General features: G+C 35.9%; 23 protein-coding genes and 1 riboswitch. Of the genes, 5 read left to right on the plus strand and 18 right to left on the minus strand.

Going from position 1 to position 17,155, the window contains the following annotated elements; genetic code table 11:
* Nucleotides 1–49 precede the first annotated feature (49 nt).
* A complete protein-coding gene (locus MHI47_RS13215; RefSeq protein WP_340762999.1) occupies nucleotides 50–517 on the minus strand; it encodes a hypothetical protein in 468 nt (155 codons plus the stop codon).
* A 419-nt stretch (nucleotides 518–936) separates the two neighbouring features.
* Between MHI47_RS13215 and MHI47_RS13220 the strand changes: the two genes are divergently transcribed.
* Nucleotides 937–2,019 (plus strand): type III polyketide synthase, encoded by a 1,083-nt coding sequence (locus MHI47_RS13220; protein WP_340763001.1) that lies wholly within the window; start codon nucleotides 937–939, stop codon nucleotides 2,017–2,019.
* Between the two features lies 1 nt (nucleotide 2,020).
* Nucleotides 2,021–2,563 (plus strand): isoprenylcysteine carboxyl methyltransferase family protein, encoded by a 543-nt coding sequence (locus MHI47_RS13225; RefSeq protein WP_340763002.1) that lies wholly within the window; start codon nucleotides 2,021–2,023, stop codon nucleotides 2,561–2,563.
* Between the two features lie 16 nt (nucleotides 2,564–2,579).
* On the opposite strand, the gene MHI47_RS13230 is transcribed toward MHI47_RS13225, so the two are convergent.
* The 9 genes from MHI47_RS13230 to MHI47_RS13270 all read right to left on the minus strand — a co-directional run bounded on the left by MHI47_RS13230 (nucleotide 2,580) and on the right by MHI47_RS13270 (nucleotide 9,476).
* Nucleotides 2,580–3,902, minus strand: a complete 1,323-nt coding sequence (locus MHI47_RS13230; RefSeq protein ID WP_340763003.1) for an NAD-dependent malic enzyme — start codon at nucleotides 3,900–3,902, stop codon at nucleotides 2,580–2,582.
* 60 nt (nucleotides 3,903–3,962) lie between these two features.
* Nucleotides 3,963–4,898 (minus strand): ABC transporter permease, encoded by a 936-nt coding sequence (locus tag MHI47_RS13235; protein WP_093536799.1) that lies wholly within the window; start codon nucleotides 4,896–4,898, stop codon nucleotides 3,963–3,965.
* Nucleotides 4,891–5,796, minus strand: a complete 906-nt coding sequence (locus tag MHI47_RS13240) for an ABC transporter ATP-binding protein (protein ID WP_340763004.1) — start codon at nucleotides 5,794–5,796, stop codon at nucleotides 4,891–4,893. The genes MHI47_RS13235 and MHI47_RS13240 overlap by 8 nt, the downstream gene beginning before the upstream one ends.
* A gap of 1 nt (nucleotide 5,797) precedes the next feature.
* Nucleotides 5,798–6,499 (minus strand): ATP-binding cassette domain-containing protein, encoded by a 702-nt coding sequence (locus MHI47_RS13245; RefSeq protein WP_093536797.1) that lies wholly within the window; start codon nucleotides 6,497–6,499, stop codon nucleotides 5,798–5,800.
* Nucleotides 6,496–6,861: a GntR family transcriptional regulator gene (locus MHI47_RS13250; protein WP_340763006.1), complete on the minus strand. Its 366-nt coding sequence runs from the start codon at nucleotides 6,859–6,861 to the stop codon at nucleotides 6,496–6,498. Before MHI47_RS13250 ends, MHI47_RS13245 begins: the two co-directional genes overlap by 4 nt.
* On the minus strand, nucleotides 6,858–7,625 hold the full coding sequence (locus MHI47_RS13255) for a hypothetical protein (protein ID WP_340763007.1): 768 nt from the start codon (nucleotides 7,623–7,625) through the stop codon (nucleotides 6,858–6,860). The genes MHI47_RS13250 and MHI47_RS13255 overlap by 4 nt, the downstream gene beginning before the upstream one ends.
* Nucleotides 7,626–7,804: 179 nt before the next feature.
* The gene (locus MHI47_RS13260; RefSeq protein WP_340763008.1) at nucleotides 7,805–8,137 is read right to left on the minus strand and encodes an ArsR/SmtB family transcription factor; all 333 of its coding nucleotides are present in this window, start codon (nucleotides 8,135–8,137) and stop codon (nucleotides 7,805–7,807) included.
* Nucleotides 8,137–8,559 (minus strand): SRPBCC family protein, encoded by a 423-nt coding sequence (locus MHI47_RS13265; RefSeq protein ID WP_340763010.1) that lies wholly within the window; start codon nucleotides 8,557–8,559, stop codon nucleotides 8,137–8,139. Before MHI47_RS13265 ends, MHI47_RS13260 begins: the two co-directional genes overlap by 1 nt.
* Before the next feature lie 125 nt (nucleotides 8,560–8,684).
* Nucleotides 8,685–9,476, minus strand: a complete 792-nt coding sequence (locus tag MHI47_RS13270) for an alpha/beta hydrolase (RefSeq protein ID WP_340831122.1) — start codon at nucleotides 9,474–9,476, stop codon at nucleotides 8,685–8,687.
* 108 nt (nucleotides 9,477–9,584) lie between these two features.
* Here MHI47_RS13270 and MHI47_RS13275 point away from each other — a divergent pair, with 108 nt between their 5' ends.
* The gene (locus MHI47_RS13275) at nucleotides 9,585–10,097 is read left to right on the plus strand and encodes a gamma carbonic anhydrase (RefSeq protein WP_093536791.1); all 513 of its coding nucleotides are present in this window, start codon (nucleotides 9,585–9,587) and stop codon (nucleotides 10,095–10,097) included.
* A 161-nt stretch (nucleotides 10,098–10,258) separates the two neighbouring features.
* Here MHI47_RS13275 and metK read toward each other — a convergent pair whose 3' ends face one another.
* Nucleotides 10,259–11,455, minus strand: coding sequence for a methionine adenosyltransferase (gene metK / locus MHI47_RS13280; RefSeq protein WP_093536790.1), 1,197 nt, complete (start codon nucleotides 11,453–11,455; stop codon nucleotides 10,259–10,261).
* Nucleotides 11,456–11,704: 249 nt separating this feature from the next.
* Nucleotides 11,705–11,821, minus strand: a riboswitch (SAM riboswitch).
* Nucleotides 11,822–12,013: 192 nt separating this feature from the next.
* Between metK and pckA the strand changes: the two genes are divergently transcribed.
* The gene (gene pckA, locus MHI47_RS13285; protein WP_340831123.1) at nucleotides 12,014–13,600 is read left to right on the plus strand and encodes a phosphoenolpyruvate carboxykinase (ATP); all 1,587 of its coding nucleotides are present in this window, start codon (nucleotides 12,014–12,016) and stop codon (nucleotides 13,598–13,600) included.
* A gap of 132 nt (nucleotides 13,601–13,732) precedes the next feature.
* Here pckA and MHI47_RS13290 read toward each other — a convergent pair whose 3' ends face one another.
* The 7 genes from MHI47_RS13290 to MHI47_RS13320 all read right to left on the minus strand — a co-directional run bounded on the left by MHI47_RS13290 (nucleotide 13,733) and on the right by MHI47_RS13320 (nucleotide 16,928).
* Nucleotides 13,733–14,182 (minus strand): hypothetical protein, encoded by a 450-nt coding sequence (locus MHI47_RS13290; protein WP_340831124.1) that lies wholly within the window; start codon nucleotides 14,180–14,182, stop codon nucleotides 13,733–13,735.
* Nucleotides 14,182–14,973: an alpha/beta hydrolase family protein gene (locus MHI47_RS13295; RefSeq protein ID WP_340831125.1), complete on the minus strand. Its 792-nt coding sequence runs from the start codon at nucleotides 14,971–14,973 to the stop codon at nucleotides 14,182–14,184. The genes MHI47_RS13290 and MHI47_RS13295 overlap by 1 nt, the downstream gene beginning before the upstream one ends.
* Nucleotides 14,951–15,424: an NUDIX domain-containing protein gene (locus MHI47_RS13300; protein WP_340831126.1), complete on the minus strand. Its 474-nt coding sequence runs from the start codon at nucleotides 15,422–15,424 to the stop codon at nucleotides 14,951–14,953. Before MHI47_RS13300 ends, MHI47_RS13295 begins: the two co-directional genes overlap by 23 nt.
* Before the next feature lie 85 nt (nucleotides 15,425–15,509).
* Nucleotides 15,510–15,668 carry a hypothetical protein gene (locus tag MHI47_RS13305; RefSeq protein WP_340763013.1) on the minus strand — a complete coding sequence of 53 codons (159 nt, stop codon included), beginning with the start codon at nucleotides 15,666–15,668 and terminating at the stop codon, nucleotides 15,510–15,512.
* Entirely contained in the window at nucleotides 15,665–16,000 is a 336-nt protein-coding gene (locus MHI47_RS13310) for a transposase (RefSeq protein WP_340769769.1), read from the minus strand. The genes MHI47_RS13305 and MHI47_RS13310 overlap by 4 nt, the downstream gene beginning before the upstream one ends.
* A 225-nt stretch (nucleotides 16,001–16,225) precedes the next feature.
* On the minus strand, nucleotides 16,226–16,405 hold the full coding sequence (locus tag MHI47_RS13315) for a YjfB family protein (RefSeq protein ID WP_093536785.1): 180 nt from the start codon (nucleotides 16,403–16,405) through the stop codon (nucleotides 16,226–16,228).
* Nucleotides 16,406–16,463: 58 nt separating this feature from the next.
* On the minus strand, nucleotides 16,464–16,928 hold the full coding sequence (locus MHI47_RS13320; protein WP_093536784.1) for a Dps family protein: 465 nt from the start codon (nucleotides 16,926–16,928) through the stop codon (nucleotides 16,464–16,466).
* Nucleotides 16,929–17,030: 102 nt separating this feature from the next.
* On the opposite strand from MHI47_RS13320, the gene MHI47_RS13325 reads away from it, so the two are divergent.
* Nucleotides 17,031–17,153, plus strand: a complete 123-nt coding sequence (locus MHI47_RS13325; protein ID WP_281249746.1) for a hypothetical protein — start codon at nucleotides 17,031–17,033, stop codon at nucleotides 17,151–17,153.
* Nucleotides 17,154–17,155 lie beyond the last annotated feature (2 nt).

The following is a 17,155-nucleotide window of genomic DNA, read 5'->3' on the forward strand; positions in this document are numbered from 1 at the left end:
AACCATAAAAAGAGCTCAAATTCAGTTATGAAATGAGCTCTTTTTATCATTAGTGCCATGTATAGTTTTTGAGTAATTTTCCACACAACACATAAAATACACGGTTTGGATAGTAAGAATTTTTCTTATTCAATAGTTCAGTAGCATTTTCCACAGCTTCCTCGAGTGTGCTAAAACTAATTAGTTTTTCAAATGAAGAATAAAGAATAAACGGTGAATCTGCATCCATCTTTAAAAATAAAAATGTATAATAATTATGCTTTTCTTCTTGATTATGCCCGGGGTTTTCAATTACTTCTAAGTCATTTTCAGGAAAGTAAGTCCATTTTTGTTCTTTTAAAATACCGATACGTTTCATCACCCAAAGATTTGTGTAACCCATATCAATTTCTTCGTACATCCGATTCTCTATATTCTTTAACTGCTCCTCGAACATTGGAAAATGTGGACTTCGATTTGTCATATATACAAAATACTTACGATTGTCTTTTTCATCGAGCAATTCTTTTTCTAACATGTATCATGCCCTCCGTTTTCAAAAATGCTGATTTTAAGCTATGCCCTTTTCTTCCCAACTGCTAAAAGAGATGCCAGATGAACCGCATACTACCCCTTATGAATATATATTCTTTTTTCCCATGTAATAATCCTTTTTAAAAAAACTATATGTAAAACTAAATCCTAATCTTGTTCCTACATAAGATATTACAGTTTATTATTAGAATATTTAGGGAAACATAATGATATTAATAATATGAGAGCTTACATAATCCTTTCCAAGCGATTCAAAATATACTTTTCTTTAGCGACCCTCTATAGCACATAGTTGCATATATAGAAGTAACAAGGGCAAGTTATTAAGAAAAGAAAATGTAATATGACATAGCTTGTGAAGTCCCTAAAGCTTAATGAGAATAAATTTAAAGGAGACACTTCATGCCGAAAATTGCTTCGATTAGTACATATAACCCTCCATATTCCTTGGAACAATCAAACATAGAGAATCTAACAAAAGAACTATTTCATGATAAGATACCCCAATTGAACAGACTATTAAAGGTGTTTGAAAATGGAGATATTCAAACTCGCCATTTTTGCGTGCCCTTAGAATGGCACCAAAGTGAACATAGCTTTGAAGAACGTAATAATTTGTATATTGAGTTAGCCACACAATATAGTGTGGAAGTAATACAGCGTTGTTTAAATAGTAATGAGTTTTTAGAAACTCCCTTGCATCCTAGTGAAATTGATGCCATATTTTTTGTTAGTAGTACTGGTATATCTACCCCGAGTATCGATGCCAGAGTCATGAATCATCTTCCCTTTTCAGATCGTATGAAACGGATTCCACTATGGGGATTAGGCTGTGCCGGTGGTGCCTCAGGGATAAGTAGAGCATTCGATTATTGTAAGGCGCATCCCACCTCAAAAGTATTAGTAGTTTGCATAGAACTTTGTAGTTTAACCTTTCAACCAAATGACTTTTCAAAGAGTAACCTAATTGGAGCTTCGCTGTTTGCAGATGGAGCCGCTTGTGCATTAGTTTGTGGAGATGAGGCAAAGCTGGCAACAACAAAATCAGTTCCTCATATTACCGCAACTGCTTCTAAATGGATGCCAGATTCTGAAGATGTAATGGGTTGGGATATAAAAAATAATGGATTGCATGTTGTATTTTCTAAAAGTATCCCTTCTATCATTTCTACATGGTTAGGACCCTTTATAGATGAATTTTTAAGTGAGCAACATATTAAGAAGGAGCAACTAGCGAACTTTGTGGCCCATCCAGGTGGAAAAAAAGTATTACAAGCATATGAGCAAACATTACAATTAACAGAAGAACATACGAATATTTCACGTGATGTATTAAAGAAGCATGGGAATATGTCGTCTCCTACGGTTCTTTATGTGCTAGAGCAGTTTATGAAGAAACAACGCTCAAATGATGAATTAGGTTTACTAGTAGCATTAGGACCTGGTTTTTGTGGGGAAGCTATTTTATTAAATTGGAGGGATTAGTTTGTTATTCTTCATCCTTATCTCACTAGTGATTATTCAGAGACTTATTGAAGTGGCTGTTGCAAAACGCAATGAAAAAAGAATGCTTGCACAAGGGGCTTATGAAGTGGGAGCATCTCATTATCCATTTATGGTTGCAATGCATGTTTGTTTTTTTATAAGTTTGATAGCAGAAGTTTTAGTATTTGAACGAGGTCTTTCTCCTTTGTTCCCAGTATTTCTGCTACTCTTTATATTTGTTCAATTGCTCCGTGTATGGTGTTTGACCTCTTTAGGATCTTTTTGGAATACAAAAATAATCATCTTACCAGATGCAAATGTTGTTAAAAGTGGTCCTTATACATTCATGCGACATCCAAACTATGTAGTTGTTTGTGTGGAGATTGTTTTATTGCCACTCATGTTCCAAGCATATTTTACGGCTATAGCTTTTACCCTTTTAAATCTGGCGATGCTCTCTGTCCGGATTCCTACAGAAGAAAAAGCTTTGCGGGAAGTCACTAACTATGAAGACAAATTTAAAAAGAAGATTTCGGCATCATAGCCGAAATCTTCTTTTCTTATTTAGTCATTTCTTTATTGGCAGCTTCTTCTACTGCTCTGGCAACTAAATGATGCAATGTTGGATCCAACGGGTTTGGAATCAGTTCACCTGGTTTAGTATGCTTAACAATTGCTAATGACGCAGCGATTAACATTGGATAAGTAATCTCTTTTGCGCCAGCATCTAAAGCTCCCTTGAAGATACCTGGGAATCCGATAACATTATTTACCGAGCGTCCGTCCGCTGCAAATGCTGCTCCTGCCGCAATTGCATCAGATGGTAAAATCTCTGGATTTGGGTTTGATAATGCTAGTATTATTTGCCCTTCTCGAACCATCTCAGCTTTAATAAGGCCAGAAACTCCAGTTGTAGCAACAATAATATCACATTTTTCCATTATCGCTTCTAATGATTCTGAAGTTTTTCCGCCGTAATTAGTTAAACGCTCTTGTGCAGCTTCTTGTCTATCTAAACCGTAAACTTCCTCTACTCCATATGCCATTAACATACGACAAATTGCTAAGCCTGCGGCACCAAGTCCAATTTGTCCGATTTTTGCATGTTTAATATCCACGTTAGTAGCTTTACAAGCAGACAATATTGCAGCAAGTGCTACTACGGCTGTACCATGTTGGTCATCATGCATAACCGGTATGGATAGTTCTGCTTTTAATCTTTCTTCAATCTCGAAGCAATGTGGAGAGCCAATATCCTCCAGTAAAATTGCTCCAAAACCTTTGTGAATATGTTTGACTGTTTCCACAATCTCATCTGGATCGCTAGTATTTAATAATATTGGTATTCCACTTAGTCCAACAAATTGGTCTAACAGTACCGCTTTTCCTTCCATAACTGGCATCCCTGCAACAGGTCCTATATTCCCTAGACCTAAAATAGCAGTTCCATCCGTTACAATAGCAACAGAGCTACCAATGGAAGTAAAATAGTTCGCTTTTTCTGGATTGTGTAAAATCTCCATACAAACCGATGCAACACCCGGTGTGTAAATACGTTGAAGATCGCGTAGAGAACGAACATCTAGTCTGCTCTTCATCGCAATTTTACCGCCTTCATGCGCCTTTAGTACATCATCAGTTACAGCATGAATTTTCACGCCGTTATCAATCGATTCTATATTGGAAATCACTTGATCTAATTGGGTTTTTGATTTACAAGTAATAGTAATATCTCGAATAGTTGTTAACGCACCACTTTTAAGAGTAGTAATGTCCCCGATATCTCCCTCTGCCAGACCGATTGCAGTTGCGACTTTAGCAAAATTACCAGGTTTTGAAGGTGTTTCTACAATAATGTTACGAATAATATGTTGGCTTTGCATGTTAAATCTCCTAACTCTATTCTCTTTTTCAACCAACAAATTATAACATAAATAACATACCTATGCCTTGACATCTCTTTTAATAAATGTCATGAAGCTTAATGCTATAAATATTATTGCGTAAACTCCAAGGACAGCTAGTGACATAAAGAGAGTAGTTTCTTCTATAAAAAATTCTTTTCTCAGATGTTGTGTTAAGTCTGAATGTGTTAACCAGATATATTCCACTGGTATATACTTTTGCAAAAGCATAATAATCATAGGTCCCATCATTAAAAATAACATAGACAAAGCTATTGCAATAGAAGGTGAACTAAATACCGTTCCGATAAAGAATGCAAAAAGGATAGACATAGTGAAATCCCCTAGAGAATACACGTACGTTAAGAATATATCTTTCATCGTATTTGTCTGTTGCACTACCCCATCAACAATAGTCAAATCAACCCCAGTAGCTGTTCCAAATAAGATAAATCCAATTACAGTTGTAAGAACAATTGTCACTAATATTAAAGTAAATCCAAATAAGAATATCGTTATTAGTTTAGATGTTAATACTTTAAAACGACTAACCGGTCTTGTTAAAAGCATCTTAATCGTACCATCTGTAAATTCCTGCGATACAATCGACGCGCCTGGAATCACAGTCAATAATGTTATTAGCACCATTATAGATGCCCCAAATGCCATATTCCCCTCCATACTTTGGTTCACTTGAGGTGCTGCGTTGTTGTCTAAGCGATACTGCGCCATTTCTTTTTGTTCCTCATACATTTGAATGGACCATTCATCTAAATCTGGAGTTTGAAGCTGTGTATTAGCGTCTGTAATCATAGCTTGTTGTTCCTGTTTCCAATCTGAGTCATTCACTTCTTCCATAAATACCTTATCTAACACACCAACACCGATAATAACTAATAGTAAAATAACTAAAATTGCCCATGTGCCTTTTTTATGCCATAACTTCATCCATTCATTCTGTATCAAATTAAACAATTTGACCGCCTCCTGTCATTTGAAGAAACTGCTCTTCAAGTGTTTCATGCACGGCTGAAACAGCAAATATTTGAACCTGTTGTGCAACTAATTCATTGATAAGATCAGGTACCTTATCCTCTTTTAACTCAAGTAAAAATACCCCTTCTTGCGTTGTAAATACATAGTCATTTGAACTTAGATAGTTTTCTACCAGTTCGAATGGCTCAGCCTTAAGCTTCATACGTGCCTTTTCATCGCTTTGAATCATCCGTTCATCTATCAGCTTACCATTTTGAATAACAGCAACCCTATCACACATTAACTCTATTTCTGATAAAAGATGACTAGAGACAAATATAGAAACGTTATTTTCCACGGCTATTTTTCGAAGATACGTCCGGAACTCTCGAATTCCTGCAGGATCTAAACCGTTTGTTGGCTCGTCTAGTATTAAGAATTTAGGATCATGCAGTAGTGCTTGGGCTAATCCTAATCGCTGCCGCATCCCCAATGAATACGTCGATACTTTCTCATTAATACGCTTTGTTAAACCTACTTGTTTAACTACTTCATCAATTCGTTCTTTTGAGACATCTTTGTGCATTCGAGAGAAATGAATTAGGTTCTTGTATCCCGACATATATTTGTACATTTCCGGATTTTCTACAATTACCCCTACATTCGAAATTGCCTTTTCGTAATCATCTGCTATAGATGCACCCTCAATTGTAATTGTTCCACTAGTTAGACGCATAAGACCTGTCATTAAACGAACAGTTGTTGTTTTACCAGCCCCATTCGGTCCTAAAAACCCAGTAATTTGTCCTGGAAATAACTCTAGTGACAGATTATCAATAAGTGTTTTTCCTTTAATAATCTTCGTAACATTTTTTAATTCAACAATTGGTTTTGACACTTCAATTCACCTTCTCTTTCGTTACATATTTCATCCAGCTCACTGCATCCTGATTGGTTTCAAAACGGATTGTTTCTAAATCATCCTGGGCAATTACTTTTCCTTGCTTTAAGACGATTAGTTGATCGAGTATAGGCTCGACTTCATGTAATTCATGCGTTGATAAAATGATGGATTGCTCCTCCATATTTGTATAGCGAATGAGTCCCTTTATCAATGATTCCCGTACAATTGGATCCAACCCAGAAAATGGTTCATCCATTACGTAGTAGGCAGTATTTCTACCAAGTGTGGCTGCCATTTTTGCCCTACCACGATTTCCTTTTGACAGCTTTTTCAATTTCACATCTACATCTACTTCTAAAAAATTGGCTACTTCTAATGCCTTATGAATAGAAAAATCCGAAAACTGAGATGCATAGAATGTGAAAAGCTCCTTAGTTGTATAAAAGCTATAAAACAAATCCATATCAGGTAAATATGCTATGTCAGCTGCATGTCTCCTAGATAAGGACTCATCGTAAAGAGAAATAGTTCCTTTTCTTGGTCTTTGTATACCAGCAATTATTTTCAGTAGAGTAGATTTCCCACTGCCATTCTCCCCAGCTATACCTATTATCTGCCCGATTGGAAAAGAAAGTGATATATCCTTTAGTACTTCCTGTCTTTGGTAGTTATACGAGACATGTTGAAGTTGAATCATTTACTCTCTTCCTTTCTTTGCAAAATTTGAATGATTTCTTCTTTTGAAAAACCAAACGCTGCAATAGACTGAATAAATTGAGTGACCAATTCAACTTTCATATCCTCTCGCAAATGCTGAATTCGCCCTTCCTCTGTTGTAATGAAGGTACCTTGACCGCGCTTAGTATCTGTTAGCCCCATCATCTCAAGCTCCTTATATACACGTTGTACAGTGTTGACATTAACACCAACCTCCAATGAGTATTCTCGAACAGATAGCATTTTGTCACCAGGCTGTAAATTTCCTTTTAAAATATCCCCACAGATTATATCTACGAGTTGGCTATAAATAGGTTTGTCACGAGTGAAATTCTGTGTCATCTCGTTACCACCTTCTCCAACCATTTACAAATGAACCAAAATAACAGAATAAAGATAATCCACATAAAAATTTCTTCTACTATATAAATTGAACCTATATCCAGGGTAAAATCACTTGTAGCAGACTCTGGTAAGTAAGTACCTAAAAATTTTAAAGATACTTCACCTTGCATTAATAACTTATCAATAGAAAGAAAACTAAGTACTTTTGGTAAAAAAATAACAACTAACAAGAAAACCACTAAAGACAGAATTACAGAAAATTTACCAATCCAGTATTTACCTTCTACATACAATGTCCAAAATAATAGCCAAATAATAGTTAAAATAATACCCGCTATTAGCAATACAACTAGCAATAAAATTTGAAGATAAAGCATCTGAGCAAAGCTACCAATTATCATATCGGACAAGAAATAGATGCCAGCTGTCGTAATGAATATATTTCCAATAAAATATATTCCTAGGCTAAACAAAATTTTCGCACCAATCAACGTGTGCATTGAATTTGGATTATGTAACCACGTATCTTTTTTTCCATTGTCCGTATTTAGCGAGTTATTAAACTGGACTAGGAGATTTACAATACTAAAACCAAGCATTATAAACATTAATCCCATTCTAATTTCCTGTACGCTTGGAACAGATGCTAGATATTTCTCCAATAATATTGGAAGAATGAAAACAACACCCAAACTCATTACAGCTGAACCAAGTAGCCACGACTTGTACAGAGCCAATTCCTTTAATAATAATCCCTTCAATTTTCCAACTCCTTTATTAACAGTATATTAGTGTATTAGTTATATAGTACACTAATACTATATAATGGAATATTCTTATTTTCAAGTGTTTTAATTAAATTATCAGAAAGAGCACAAAAAGTATGTTGCTTATATACAATGAAACCCCGTCAGTATAATTGACGGGGTTGTTTTTTCTGTTATTTATCTTCGTCTTCATTTTCAACTAAGAACTTTAATTTAGAAAGTTTGTTATGCCAGAATTGTTCATAGTAGTCCAACCACTGCTTAACTTCCGTCAATGGCTCCAGCTTTAAATGATACACTTTTTCTCTGCCTAACTTTTGACCTGTGACTAGACCGGCTTCCGTTAGAACTTTTAGATGTTTAACAATTGCTGTTCTGCTCATATCATAATTAGAAGTAATTTCAGCAATGGATCTCTCTTTACTTGCTAATAGTCGAAGGACGTCTCTCCTCGTTGGATCAGCAATAGCTTGAAAAACATCTACTTTTTTGAGCGATTCACTCATTAAGATTCAACTACTTGTTTAAATTTATTTTGTACAATTCCATTCCAACCTTGCGCCATTGTATCACGAACATCAGCATTCGACTTTTTAGCTTTCGGTACAATAGAGTCTGCTTCCTTCCATCCACCATGAATCAATGTGAATTCAGTTTGAGAACCAATTTCTTTCAAAAGAAAAGTTATAAACCAACCATCTGTATCCCATTGAAAAGAAAGTTTATGTGGTTCGTCTATTTCAACTACCTTACAAGGAGATGGGCCAAATGGTGATTGGATAGTAAATTCAAATCCAACTCGAGCTTGAAAATCATTGGACATAAACCAAGCTGAAATTCCTTCCGCAGTGGAGACATAGTTCCATACTTTTTGAATTGGCGCTTCTACTAAAACTGTTTGCGTTATATCAGGTAAATTTTTTTTCACTTTTAAATTTCTCCTTTACTACATAAATGCGAAACCCTTAGGTGTCATATTATATAGAACCAAAAGGTGTTATGTCAATCCGCACAAAACTCCCCTCTACAATTTAGTAGAAGAGAGTTTTAGTTTTAAACAATATAGCCTATATCCGTTAACACATTATTAATAAATGACTGAGAGTAAGTAAAGATTTCTTCTCGTTCTGGTTCGTGATAGAGGTCGTGAAAACAATTTTTCCATTCTTTATATTGATATTCAGAAAGTTCCTGCCTCTTCAACCATCTTGCCACAGCATTTGTCTCCGTAATCTTATCTCGTTCACCAGTCATAACGAGAATTGGTTTATTTGGAATAGAGATTTCCGATTGATTTACTGTTTTTAGGAGTGTTTGAAGCTCCTTGTACCATTCTGTTGAAATAAAGGTACTATAAGTAGGATCAGATACAAATTGTTGAATTACCTCATAATTTCTCGTTAACTCATTTAATTGAATATCATGATTGATTTTCTGCGGTATGGACAACTTGGCTAGTGTATTGGTCCATTTGGATGGGAGTTTTTGAAGTTGGAGCCATGGAGATGTCAATATTACTCCCGCATATTCAATATCTAGTTTTCGTAAAACTTTAATAAGTAAGGTTGCTCCAAGGCCATGCCCCATTAAAAATATAGGTAGGTCGTATGTAACTGCCACTTGCATCGCTTGTTTAATGTAGTTCTTATATAGTTCGAAGGATTCGTCATGAATATTTTTTGATTTTTTTAATTCTCCATGACCGGGCAAGTCACCCATAACGATATGATAGTTGGAGCTTCTCAACTTTTCGATTAACCAAGCATATCTTCTATGATGTTCATATGCACTATGAACAATAACTATTACGGCTTTAGGCTTTACTTCTGTTTCCCATTTCCACATATAAACAAACCTCTTTTCTTCCTTGCATTTCCACGGTATATATTTTCATTCAAACTGTATGTCTGTTACCATTAATTATAATCTATTTTCAAAAGGAGCGTATGTTAAATGATTTATCCATATAAAGGGAAAACACCAATTATAGACGACTCTGCTTTTATAGCTGATTATGTCACAATAACAGGTGATGTGACAATCGGTCCAGAGACTACAATTTGGTTTAATACGGTAATTAGAGGGGATGTTGCTCCTACTATTATTGGAAGTAAAGTTAGTATACAAGATTTAAGTTGTCTGCATCAAAGTCCAAATAATCCACTCATCATAGAAGACGAAGTAACTATTGGACATCAAGTCACTTTACATAGTTGCACAATACGTAAAGGTGCATTAATAGGGATGGGATCCATTATTTTAGATGGAGCTGAAATTGGAGAGGGTGCATTCATCGGAGCAGGTAGTTTAGTACCTCCTGGCAAAAAGATACCTCCCAATTCTTTGGCACTAGGAAGCCCTGCAAAAGTCGTTCGTGAGCTAAACGATGAAGATAAGGCCGATGTCCAAAGAATTATCCGAGAATATGTAGAAAAAGGACAATACTATAAATCCCTTCAAAAATAACATTTGTTAGTGATTATTTGTCTTGATTGATCGATTAATAACTTTCATTGATCGATTTTATGACTCAATCGATCGATTATCAGCACCCATTGATCGATTCTTATTATATTCCCCATGAAAAAAGGCTTTCCCTTATAGGAAAGCCTTTTTTGTTCATACTATTATAATCCAGCCATTTGTTTTAATTGTGCAGCTTTATCTGTTTTTTCCCATGGCACATCAATGTCTGTACGACCAAAGTGACCATAAGCAGCAGTTTGTTTGTATATTGGACGGCGTAGATCTAGCATTTTAATAATTCCTGCTGGACGAAGGTCGAATAGTTCACGAATATATGAAACTAATTTCACTTCTTCTACTTTTCCAGTACCAAAAGTTTCTACAGCAATGGAAACAGGTTTAGCTACACCAATTGCATAAGCAAGTTGTACTTCACAACGATCAGCAAGACCAGCGGCAACAATATTTTTAGCAACATAGCGTGCAGCGTATGCAGCAGAACGGTCTACTTTTGTTGGATCTTTACCAGAGAATGCTCCCCCACCATGACGAGCGTATCCACCGTAAGTATCTACGATAATTTTACGTCCTGTTAAACCAGCATCTCCTTGTGGTCCACCAATTACAAAGCGTCCAGTTGGATTGATAAAGTATTTTGTATTTTCATCTATTAAATTTGTAGGAACAATCGGATTGATCACTACTTCTTTAATATCTTTTTGAATTTGTTCTAACGTAATTTCCGGATGGTGTTGAGTAGATATAACTATTGTATCGATATGAACCGGATTATTGTTCTCATCATACTCTACAGTTACTTGTGTTTTCCCATCTGGACGAAGATAATCTAAAGTTTCATCTTTACGGACTTGTGCCAATCGATGAGCTAGTTTATGCGCTAAACTAATTGGTAAAGGCATAAGCTCTGGAGTTTCATTACAAGCATAACCAAACATTAAGCCTTGATCTCCTGCTCCAATTGCATCTATATCAGAATCGCTCATAGATCCTTCTCTTGCTTCTAACGCTTGATCTACACCCTGCGCAATGTCAGGTGATTGTTCATCAATAGAAGTTAGCACAGCAGAAGTTTCTGAGTCAAAACCATACTTCGCACGTGTATAACCAATTTCTTTAATAGTAGAACGAACTACTTTTGGAATATCTACATAAGTAGATGTAGTAATTTCTCCAGCAACTAATACTAACCCTGTTGTTACACTCGTTTCACAAGCTACACGAGCATTTGGGTCTTCTGCTAGAATTGCATCTAGAATTGCATCAGAGATTTGATCACAAATTTTATCTGGATGTCCCTCTGTCACTGATTCTGACGTAAATAATCGACGTTGTGTCATAGATTGTTCCTCCTATATCCCGCGAGATTTCTCTCAAGAATTGATACGGTACTCATTCCCATGTCAAGCCATTCAAAATGTTTCATGCATTTTCTTCACATAATAGTACATGTAAGTTAAATGCATTGAAGTTAACTTGAAGCCGTTTCGGACTTGGCACACAAGGATAAAGGGCGATGTTCAATAAAAAAACCTCTCACTCACGTAAATATACATGAGGAAAGGTATTAGTATCATAAGCACCTTTCACTCTTATCAATCAAGGAATTTCACCTTGTCTCAGGTTTGGCACCTTTGTAATAATGAAAATACTACAGGTTGCCGGGTTTCATAGGGCCTGACCCCTCCACCAGCTCGGGATAAGAGTATCCGTTCAATTTATCATCATACGTAAGTATGTATAAGATGTCAACTATTTTTGTTTGTATTTTATACACAAAAGAAAAAATTAAAAGTGAATAGTATAGACTAATGAACCTAATGTGTTATACTAATTCACATATCTAGAAAACTTCCTCTTTTGAAGAGGAAATATAAAAAAAGGATGGTATATTCAAAATGAATTCAATCGAAACAGTGAGTGAACTGAAAGCATTGTTAGCAGGAAATAACGTTAGCAGCCAATTGTCAGTGCCACAACTTGTGGAAAAAGCTACAACAAGAGGAGAAGCAGTACTAACTTCTACTGGTGCAGTTAAAGCTGAAACAGGAAAATATACTGGCCGTTCTCCCCAAGATAAGTATATAGTAGATGAAGCTATTTCTAAAGACAAAATCGATTGGGGCTCAGTAAACCAACCAATTTCTTCTGACATTTTCGATGCATTATATAAAAAAATGATTAACTTCCTAAACAAACAAGATGAAATATTCGAGTTTAAAGGATATGCAGGAGCAGACAAAGAATCACGTTTAGGTATTCAAATTATTAACGAATACGCTTGGCATAACCTTTTCGCTCATCAGCTATTCATACGACCAACACAAGAAGAACTTGCTACTCATACGACTGATTTCACTATTCTATCTGCTCCTAACTTTAAAGCAGATCCAGCGGTAGACGGTACTCACTCAGAGACTTTTATCATCGTATCTATGGAAAAACGCACAGTGCTAATCGGTGGAACTGAGTATGCTGGCGAGATGAAGAAATCTATTTTCTCTATTATGAACTACTTACTACCAGAACAAGACATTTTACCAATGCACTGCTCTGCAAACGTTGGGGATGATGGAGACGTTACATTATTCTTCGGATTGTCAGGAACAGGGAAAACTACCCTTTCAGCAGATGCTGGTCGCAAATTAATCGGAGACGATGAGCACGGTTGGTCGGATAACGGTGTGTTCAATATCGAAGGTGGCTGTTACGCAAAATGTATCGACCTAACTCGTGAAAACGAACCACAAATTTGGGACGCGATCTCATTCGGCACGGTCCTAGAAAACGTAGTAGTAGATGCAGAAACTCGCGTAGCTGACTATGCAGATAACTCATTAACCGAAAATACACGTGCTGCATACCCAATTCAATATATCGATAATATTGTAGATCCTTCTGTAGCAGGTCACCCAAATACAATTATTTTCTTAACTGCGGACGCTTTTGGCGTATTGCCTCCGATTAGTAAACTAACGAAAGAACAAGCAATGTACCATTTCTTAAGTGGCTTTACTTCTAAACTTGCTGGAACTGAACGTGGAGTTACATCGCCACAACCGGTATTCTCGACTTGCTTCGGTTCTCCTTTCTTACCATTACATGCAACAGTGTATGCAGAAATGCTAGGCAAGAAGATTGACGAGCACGGTGCACAAGTGTTCTTAGTAAACACTGGTTGGACTGGCGGAGAATACGGTGTTGGTAACCGTATGAAGCTTTCATACACACGTACAATGGTTCGTGCTGCTATTGATGGTAAACTAAACAATACTGATACGGAAACAGATACAGTATTCGGATTAGCTATTCCTAAAGTAGTAGAAGGCGTACCTTCTGAAGTACTTATCCCTCGTAATGCATGGGCAGACAAAGCAGCATATGACCAAAAAGCCGCTGATTTAGCTCAATCATTCCGTGATAACTTTAAAAAGTTTGGTACAGTTTCTGAAGACATTTCCTTTAAAGGCGGACCATTAGCTTAATAGAGTAAACATCAAAAAGAGTCCAAATTCGAATGAATTTGGACTCTTTTTTAATATTTGTGCTTTTATTTGCTAAAAAGAATAATAAGTATATTTTATTGCAAAGGATGGTTTAGTCAAATAAGCATTATTCTAGTCACCATTAGTCTCATGATATTCACTATCCGTAATTTTAGGAAATATTTCTACAAACTTTTCGGCTTCCTCTTCATTAACTTTATATAGAATAATTTCAGAACCATAATGACCTATTTCCATCTGTTCAACCCCATCTTCTTGAAAGAACATTGTATACCACTTTAAACCACCTTTTGGATCAACAGAATAATTTCTAAAATAGAGTCTATTTTCATCCGTTAGATTAATAGTAACCACTTTCATCAATCCCTCTGTCTGAACGGAAACAGCTCGAGAGTTTAACTCTTCTAACACTTCTAGTTCTTCCAACCAACAATGGATCACTACTTCTTGGAACTCGTTTGTATATTGATCCCACAAATCCTCCCAAAAACTCGTATCTATGGGAAACGAAGATTTCCCCTCTACACTCATTGCCTCAGTTGTTACTACAACATTACCCACTATAAAACCCCTCTCTGATTTTTCATCCAATGACATGCATCTTTTACTACACGTCTATTTATTTTGCTCGGAAAAAAATGTGTGAATTCTGGATAGTACCAGGTTTCAACTGGTATACTATTCCCTACTAATGCATGCTCTAAAACCTTTGCATGCTCAAAAGAGACATTTTTATCTTGCTCACCGTGAATTATTAGCGTGGATGTCTTCATTTCCTTTATAAGAGGTAATACATCTCGCTCTTCGTATCCCACTGGATATTTGCTAGGAGTACCACCAATGACTCGTTTCATCATCTTTCTCATATCTAATCTTTCTTCATATGTTAGATATATATCGGACACACCCGCCCACGTAACTAAAGAGGTAATATCATTACGTAGAATAGCAATCCATAATGTCATGATTCCACCACGAGAAAATGCAAATAGGTGAATCCGTTCTGCAAGGCAATATTGCTTAAGTATATCTACTCCGTAGATAGCATCCCAACGATCTTCTCCAGCGAATTCATCTTTTCCTTCACCACCACGATTGCCACGATAATATGGCGCAAATACGATAAAACCTTCAGAAGCAATTTGTGCGATTCGGGCGGGTCGAACCATACCAATACTTTGCATACCACCACGACAATATAAAATACCTTCATAGTCTCCTACTTCTTTTGGTGACGCTAGCATCCCTTTGACACGTAGTCCACAGGACCAATATGTAATTTCTCTTAATACAATATGAGGATTGGGCGATGGATAAACTCGAACTTTTTCAATCGTTCCATTTGCTTTCAATTTCTTTCACCTTCTTTAAAATGGCTTTCATTCCATCATCTTTCATATGGAAGCTCAAATAATTACTTTGTGTAAGTTCTTCTGAAGATAACCAAAAGGCTCCTTCTGTTTCAAAGTTTGTCTTCTCTTTATTAATATACCCAACTTCCGCTACATAAACAGTTTTACAAAAAGGGATATTATCTATTACCATATATTCTGCAAGCCATGCTAACTCCACTATATCCACATTTGTTTCTTCTTTTGTTTCTCTAATTGCTGCTTCAACTAAAGTCTCTCCCTGCTCTAACTTACCACCAGGAAACTCTAAACCCCTTTTAGGATGCTTCGTCACCAACCATTTGCCTTTATATTTTGCTAAGACTAGTACATGTTCAGATGGGATTACAAAGCTACCTTGCTCAAAAGATAACAATACATCATAACCATTTAAATCTTGGAAAGAAATCATATCCTGACTCCCTTTGTTTTCTTTCAATTTTAGCATATGTATATAAAAAACTTAGCCCATGGAGGGCTAAGTCTAAAAGTAACTATTATTTTGGGGGTCCCATTTTATAATCTTCATTTCCTTCTTCTCTATTTTGTGCAATATTCTGCTTGGATTTGTCTTGAGGGGATAGGTTGAGTAAGGAACTAACATTTCGATAAGTTACTGGATTTTCATTACCTTTTCTATTTAAATTTTTACTCATAATTGAATCTCCTTTCGTCTTTGAAAATAAGGTAGCTGTTCGATAAATTGTTTAGAGTCATCTGAAGTGAATTCATGAATCCATGCATACACTTTCTTAAGTCTTCTATCATATTGATCATTTTCCCCATCCACATGATATGGCTTTACTAATTGTGGTTCATGAGCCCGTAGAAAGTTTCTGCTTTGCACTGACTTCAGCTGATAGAAAAGCTTTTCAAATACTTTTATTTCATTTCTGGTAGCTGTTACTTCATATTCCCACTGAGATTCTTCAGGATAAGCATATACTTGCTGACTTTTAACGGAGATATACACTTTGTACAAGGTCATTTTCACACATCCTTTTATAGAAGTTTGTGCAAAAATCAAAAAAACATGCACCACTAGGGCACATGTTTTTTAAGCAAGAGGATATACTTTTTAATCAACATCTGTCTAGGCTACAGCACCTAGCCCCTCGAGTCGTTTCAGATTGTCAGATAAAGGCAAAAAACGCCTTTAATGTCATTCCTCCAACACTTTTCGAGGCTAACATAGGCGCTTTCGCTTTTCTTATTAAGCTTGAATATCTACAACGGTTCCTTTATGAGGATGTGTTGCAGCTGATTGAGACATGCCTTCCAACATTCCTATTGCTGCTACAGTTTCCATGTTCATAGCATTTCGCAAAACACTCATTTGCACGGTCTGTTGCAATTGTAGTAAGTTAGATGACATTATGGAGTTTATATCCAAAGAAATCCCTCCCTAACAAGCTTTATATCGGTAAATTCAAATTATTATTAAATGTATATTATTTTTTAGCAGTGTTAGCGTTAGTATCTCCTAAAAATGCATTTAACATCCACTGATGTTTTTCAGTTTTTTGGTAAATTGCATTTAATACATCTTCTGTCATATCATCTTCATCTTTGGCTGCTTCTTCCATCCCTTTTTTAAGAGATTTCATAATTTTATCAAAATCATCTACAACCGTTTGTACCATATCGTCAGCCGACTCTTTACTCGAAGCTTCTTTTACTTCTGAAAGCTCCAAATGTTCTTTTAAAGTTGCTGTAGGTTTACCACCAAGTGTTAATAAACGTTCAGCAATTTCATCCATATTAAGTGTAGCTTCGTTATATAATTCTTCAAATTTAGCATGTAAAGTAAAAAATGACGGACCCTTTACATACCAATGAAAATTATGTAATTTAGTGTACATAACTGACCATGTTGCTACTTGTTTGTTTAGTTCTTTGTTTAATGCTGCTGACATAAAATTGTCACTCTCCCTTTAATAATAGTTGCTTTCTCTTTTAATATACCTCTAACTCTCATACAATAAACATAACGATAAGTTTAATTGGAGTGAATAAAAATGGTATTTTGGATATTAGGTGCAGCAATAATATTAAGTATTTTCGGCTTTACCTTTTTGTACAAATTAGCTATGAATGAGAAACCATCGAAAATTGATCCTCAACCAAAGGATGCTGATTAATA

This window comes from Psychrobacillus sp. FSL H8-0487, assembly GCF_038008385.1.
GTDB classification, from domain to species: Bacteria; Bacillota; Bacilli; order Bacillales_A; family Planococcaceae; genus Psychrobacillus; species Psychrobacillus psychrotolerans.

What these genes read in the sequence shown, in the direction of transcription:
- MHI47_RS13215 (WP_340762999.1), bottom strand. Translation starts at nt 517, where the DNA reads ATGTTAGAAAAAGAATTGCTCGATGAAAAAGACAATCGTAAGTATTTT.
- MHI47_RS13220 (WP_340763001.1), top strand. Translation starts at nt 937, where the DNA reads ATGCCGAAAATTGCTTCGATTAGTACATATAACCCTCCATATTCCTTG.
- MHI47_RS13230 (WP_340763003.1), bottom strand. Translation starts at nt 3,902, where the DNA reads ATGCAAAGCCAACATATTATTCGTAACATTATTGTAGAAACACCTTCA.
- MHI47_RS13245 (WP_093536797.1), bottom strand. Translation starts at nt 6,499, where the DNA reads ATGATTCAACTTCAACATGTCTCGTATAACTACCAAAGACAGGAAGTA.
- MHI47_RS13250 (WP_340763006.1), bottom strand. Translation starts at nt 6,861, where the DNA reads ATGACACAGAATTTCACTCGTGACAAACCTATTTATAGCCAACTCGTA.
- MHI47_RS13260 (WP_340763008.1), bottom strand. Translation starts at nt 8,137, where the DNA reads ATGAGTGAATCGCTCAAAAAAGTAGATGTTTTTCAAGCTATTGCTGAT.
- MHI47_RS13270 (WP_340831122.1), bottom strand. Translation starts at nt 9,476, where the DNA reads ATGTGGAAATGGGAAACAGAAGTAAAGCCTAAAGCCGTAATAGTTATT.
- MHI47_RS13275 (WP_093536791.1), top strand. Translation starts at nt 9,585, where the DNA reads ATGATTTATCCATATAAAGGGAAAACACCAATTATAGACGACTCTGCT.
- metK (WP_093536790.1), bottom strand. Translation starts at nt 11,455, where the DNA reads ATGACACAACGTCGATTATTTACGTCAGAATCAGTGACAGAGGGACAT.
- pckA (WP_340831123.1), top strand. Translation starts at nt 12,014, where the DNA reads ATGAATTCAATCGAAACAGTGAGTGAACTGAAAGCATTGTTAGCAGGA.
- MHI47_RS13300 (WP_340831126.1), bottom strand. Translation starts at nt 15,424, where the DNA reads ATGATTTCTTTCCAAGATTTAAATGGTTATGATGTATTGTTATCTTTT.
- MHI47_RS13305 (WP_340763013.1), bottom strand. Translation starts at nt 15,668, where the DNA reads ATGAGTAAAAATTTAAATAGAAAAGGTAATGAAAATCCAGTAACTTAT.
- MHI47_RS13310 (WP_340769769.1), bottom strand. Translation starts at nt 16,000, where the DNA reads ATGACCTTGTACAAAGTGTATATCTCCGTTAAAAGTCAGCAAGTATAT.
- MHI47_RS13320 (WP_093536784.1), bottom strand. Translation starts at nt 16,928, where the DNA reads ATGTCAGCAGCATTAAACAAAGAACTAAACAAACAAGTAGCAACATGG.
- MHI47_RS13325 (WP_281249746.1), top strand. Translation starts at nt 17,031, where the DNA reads ATGGTATTTTGGATATTAGGTGCAGCAATAATATTAAGTATTTTCGGC.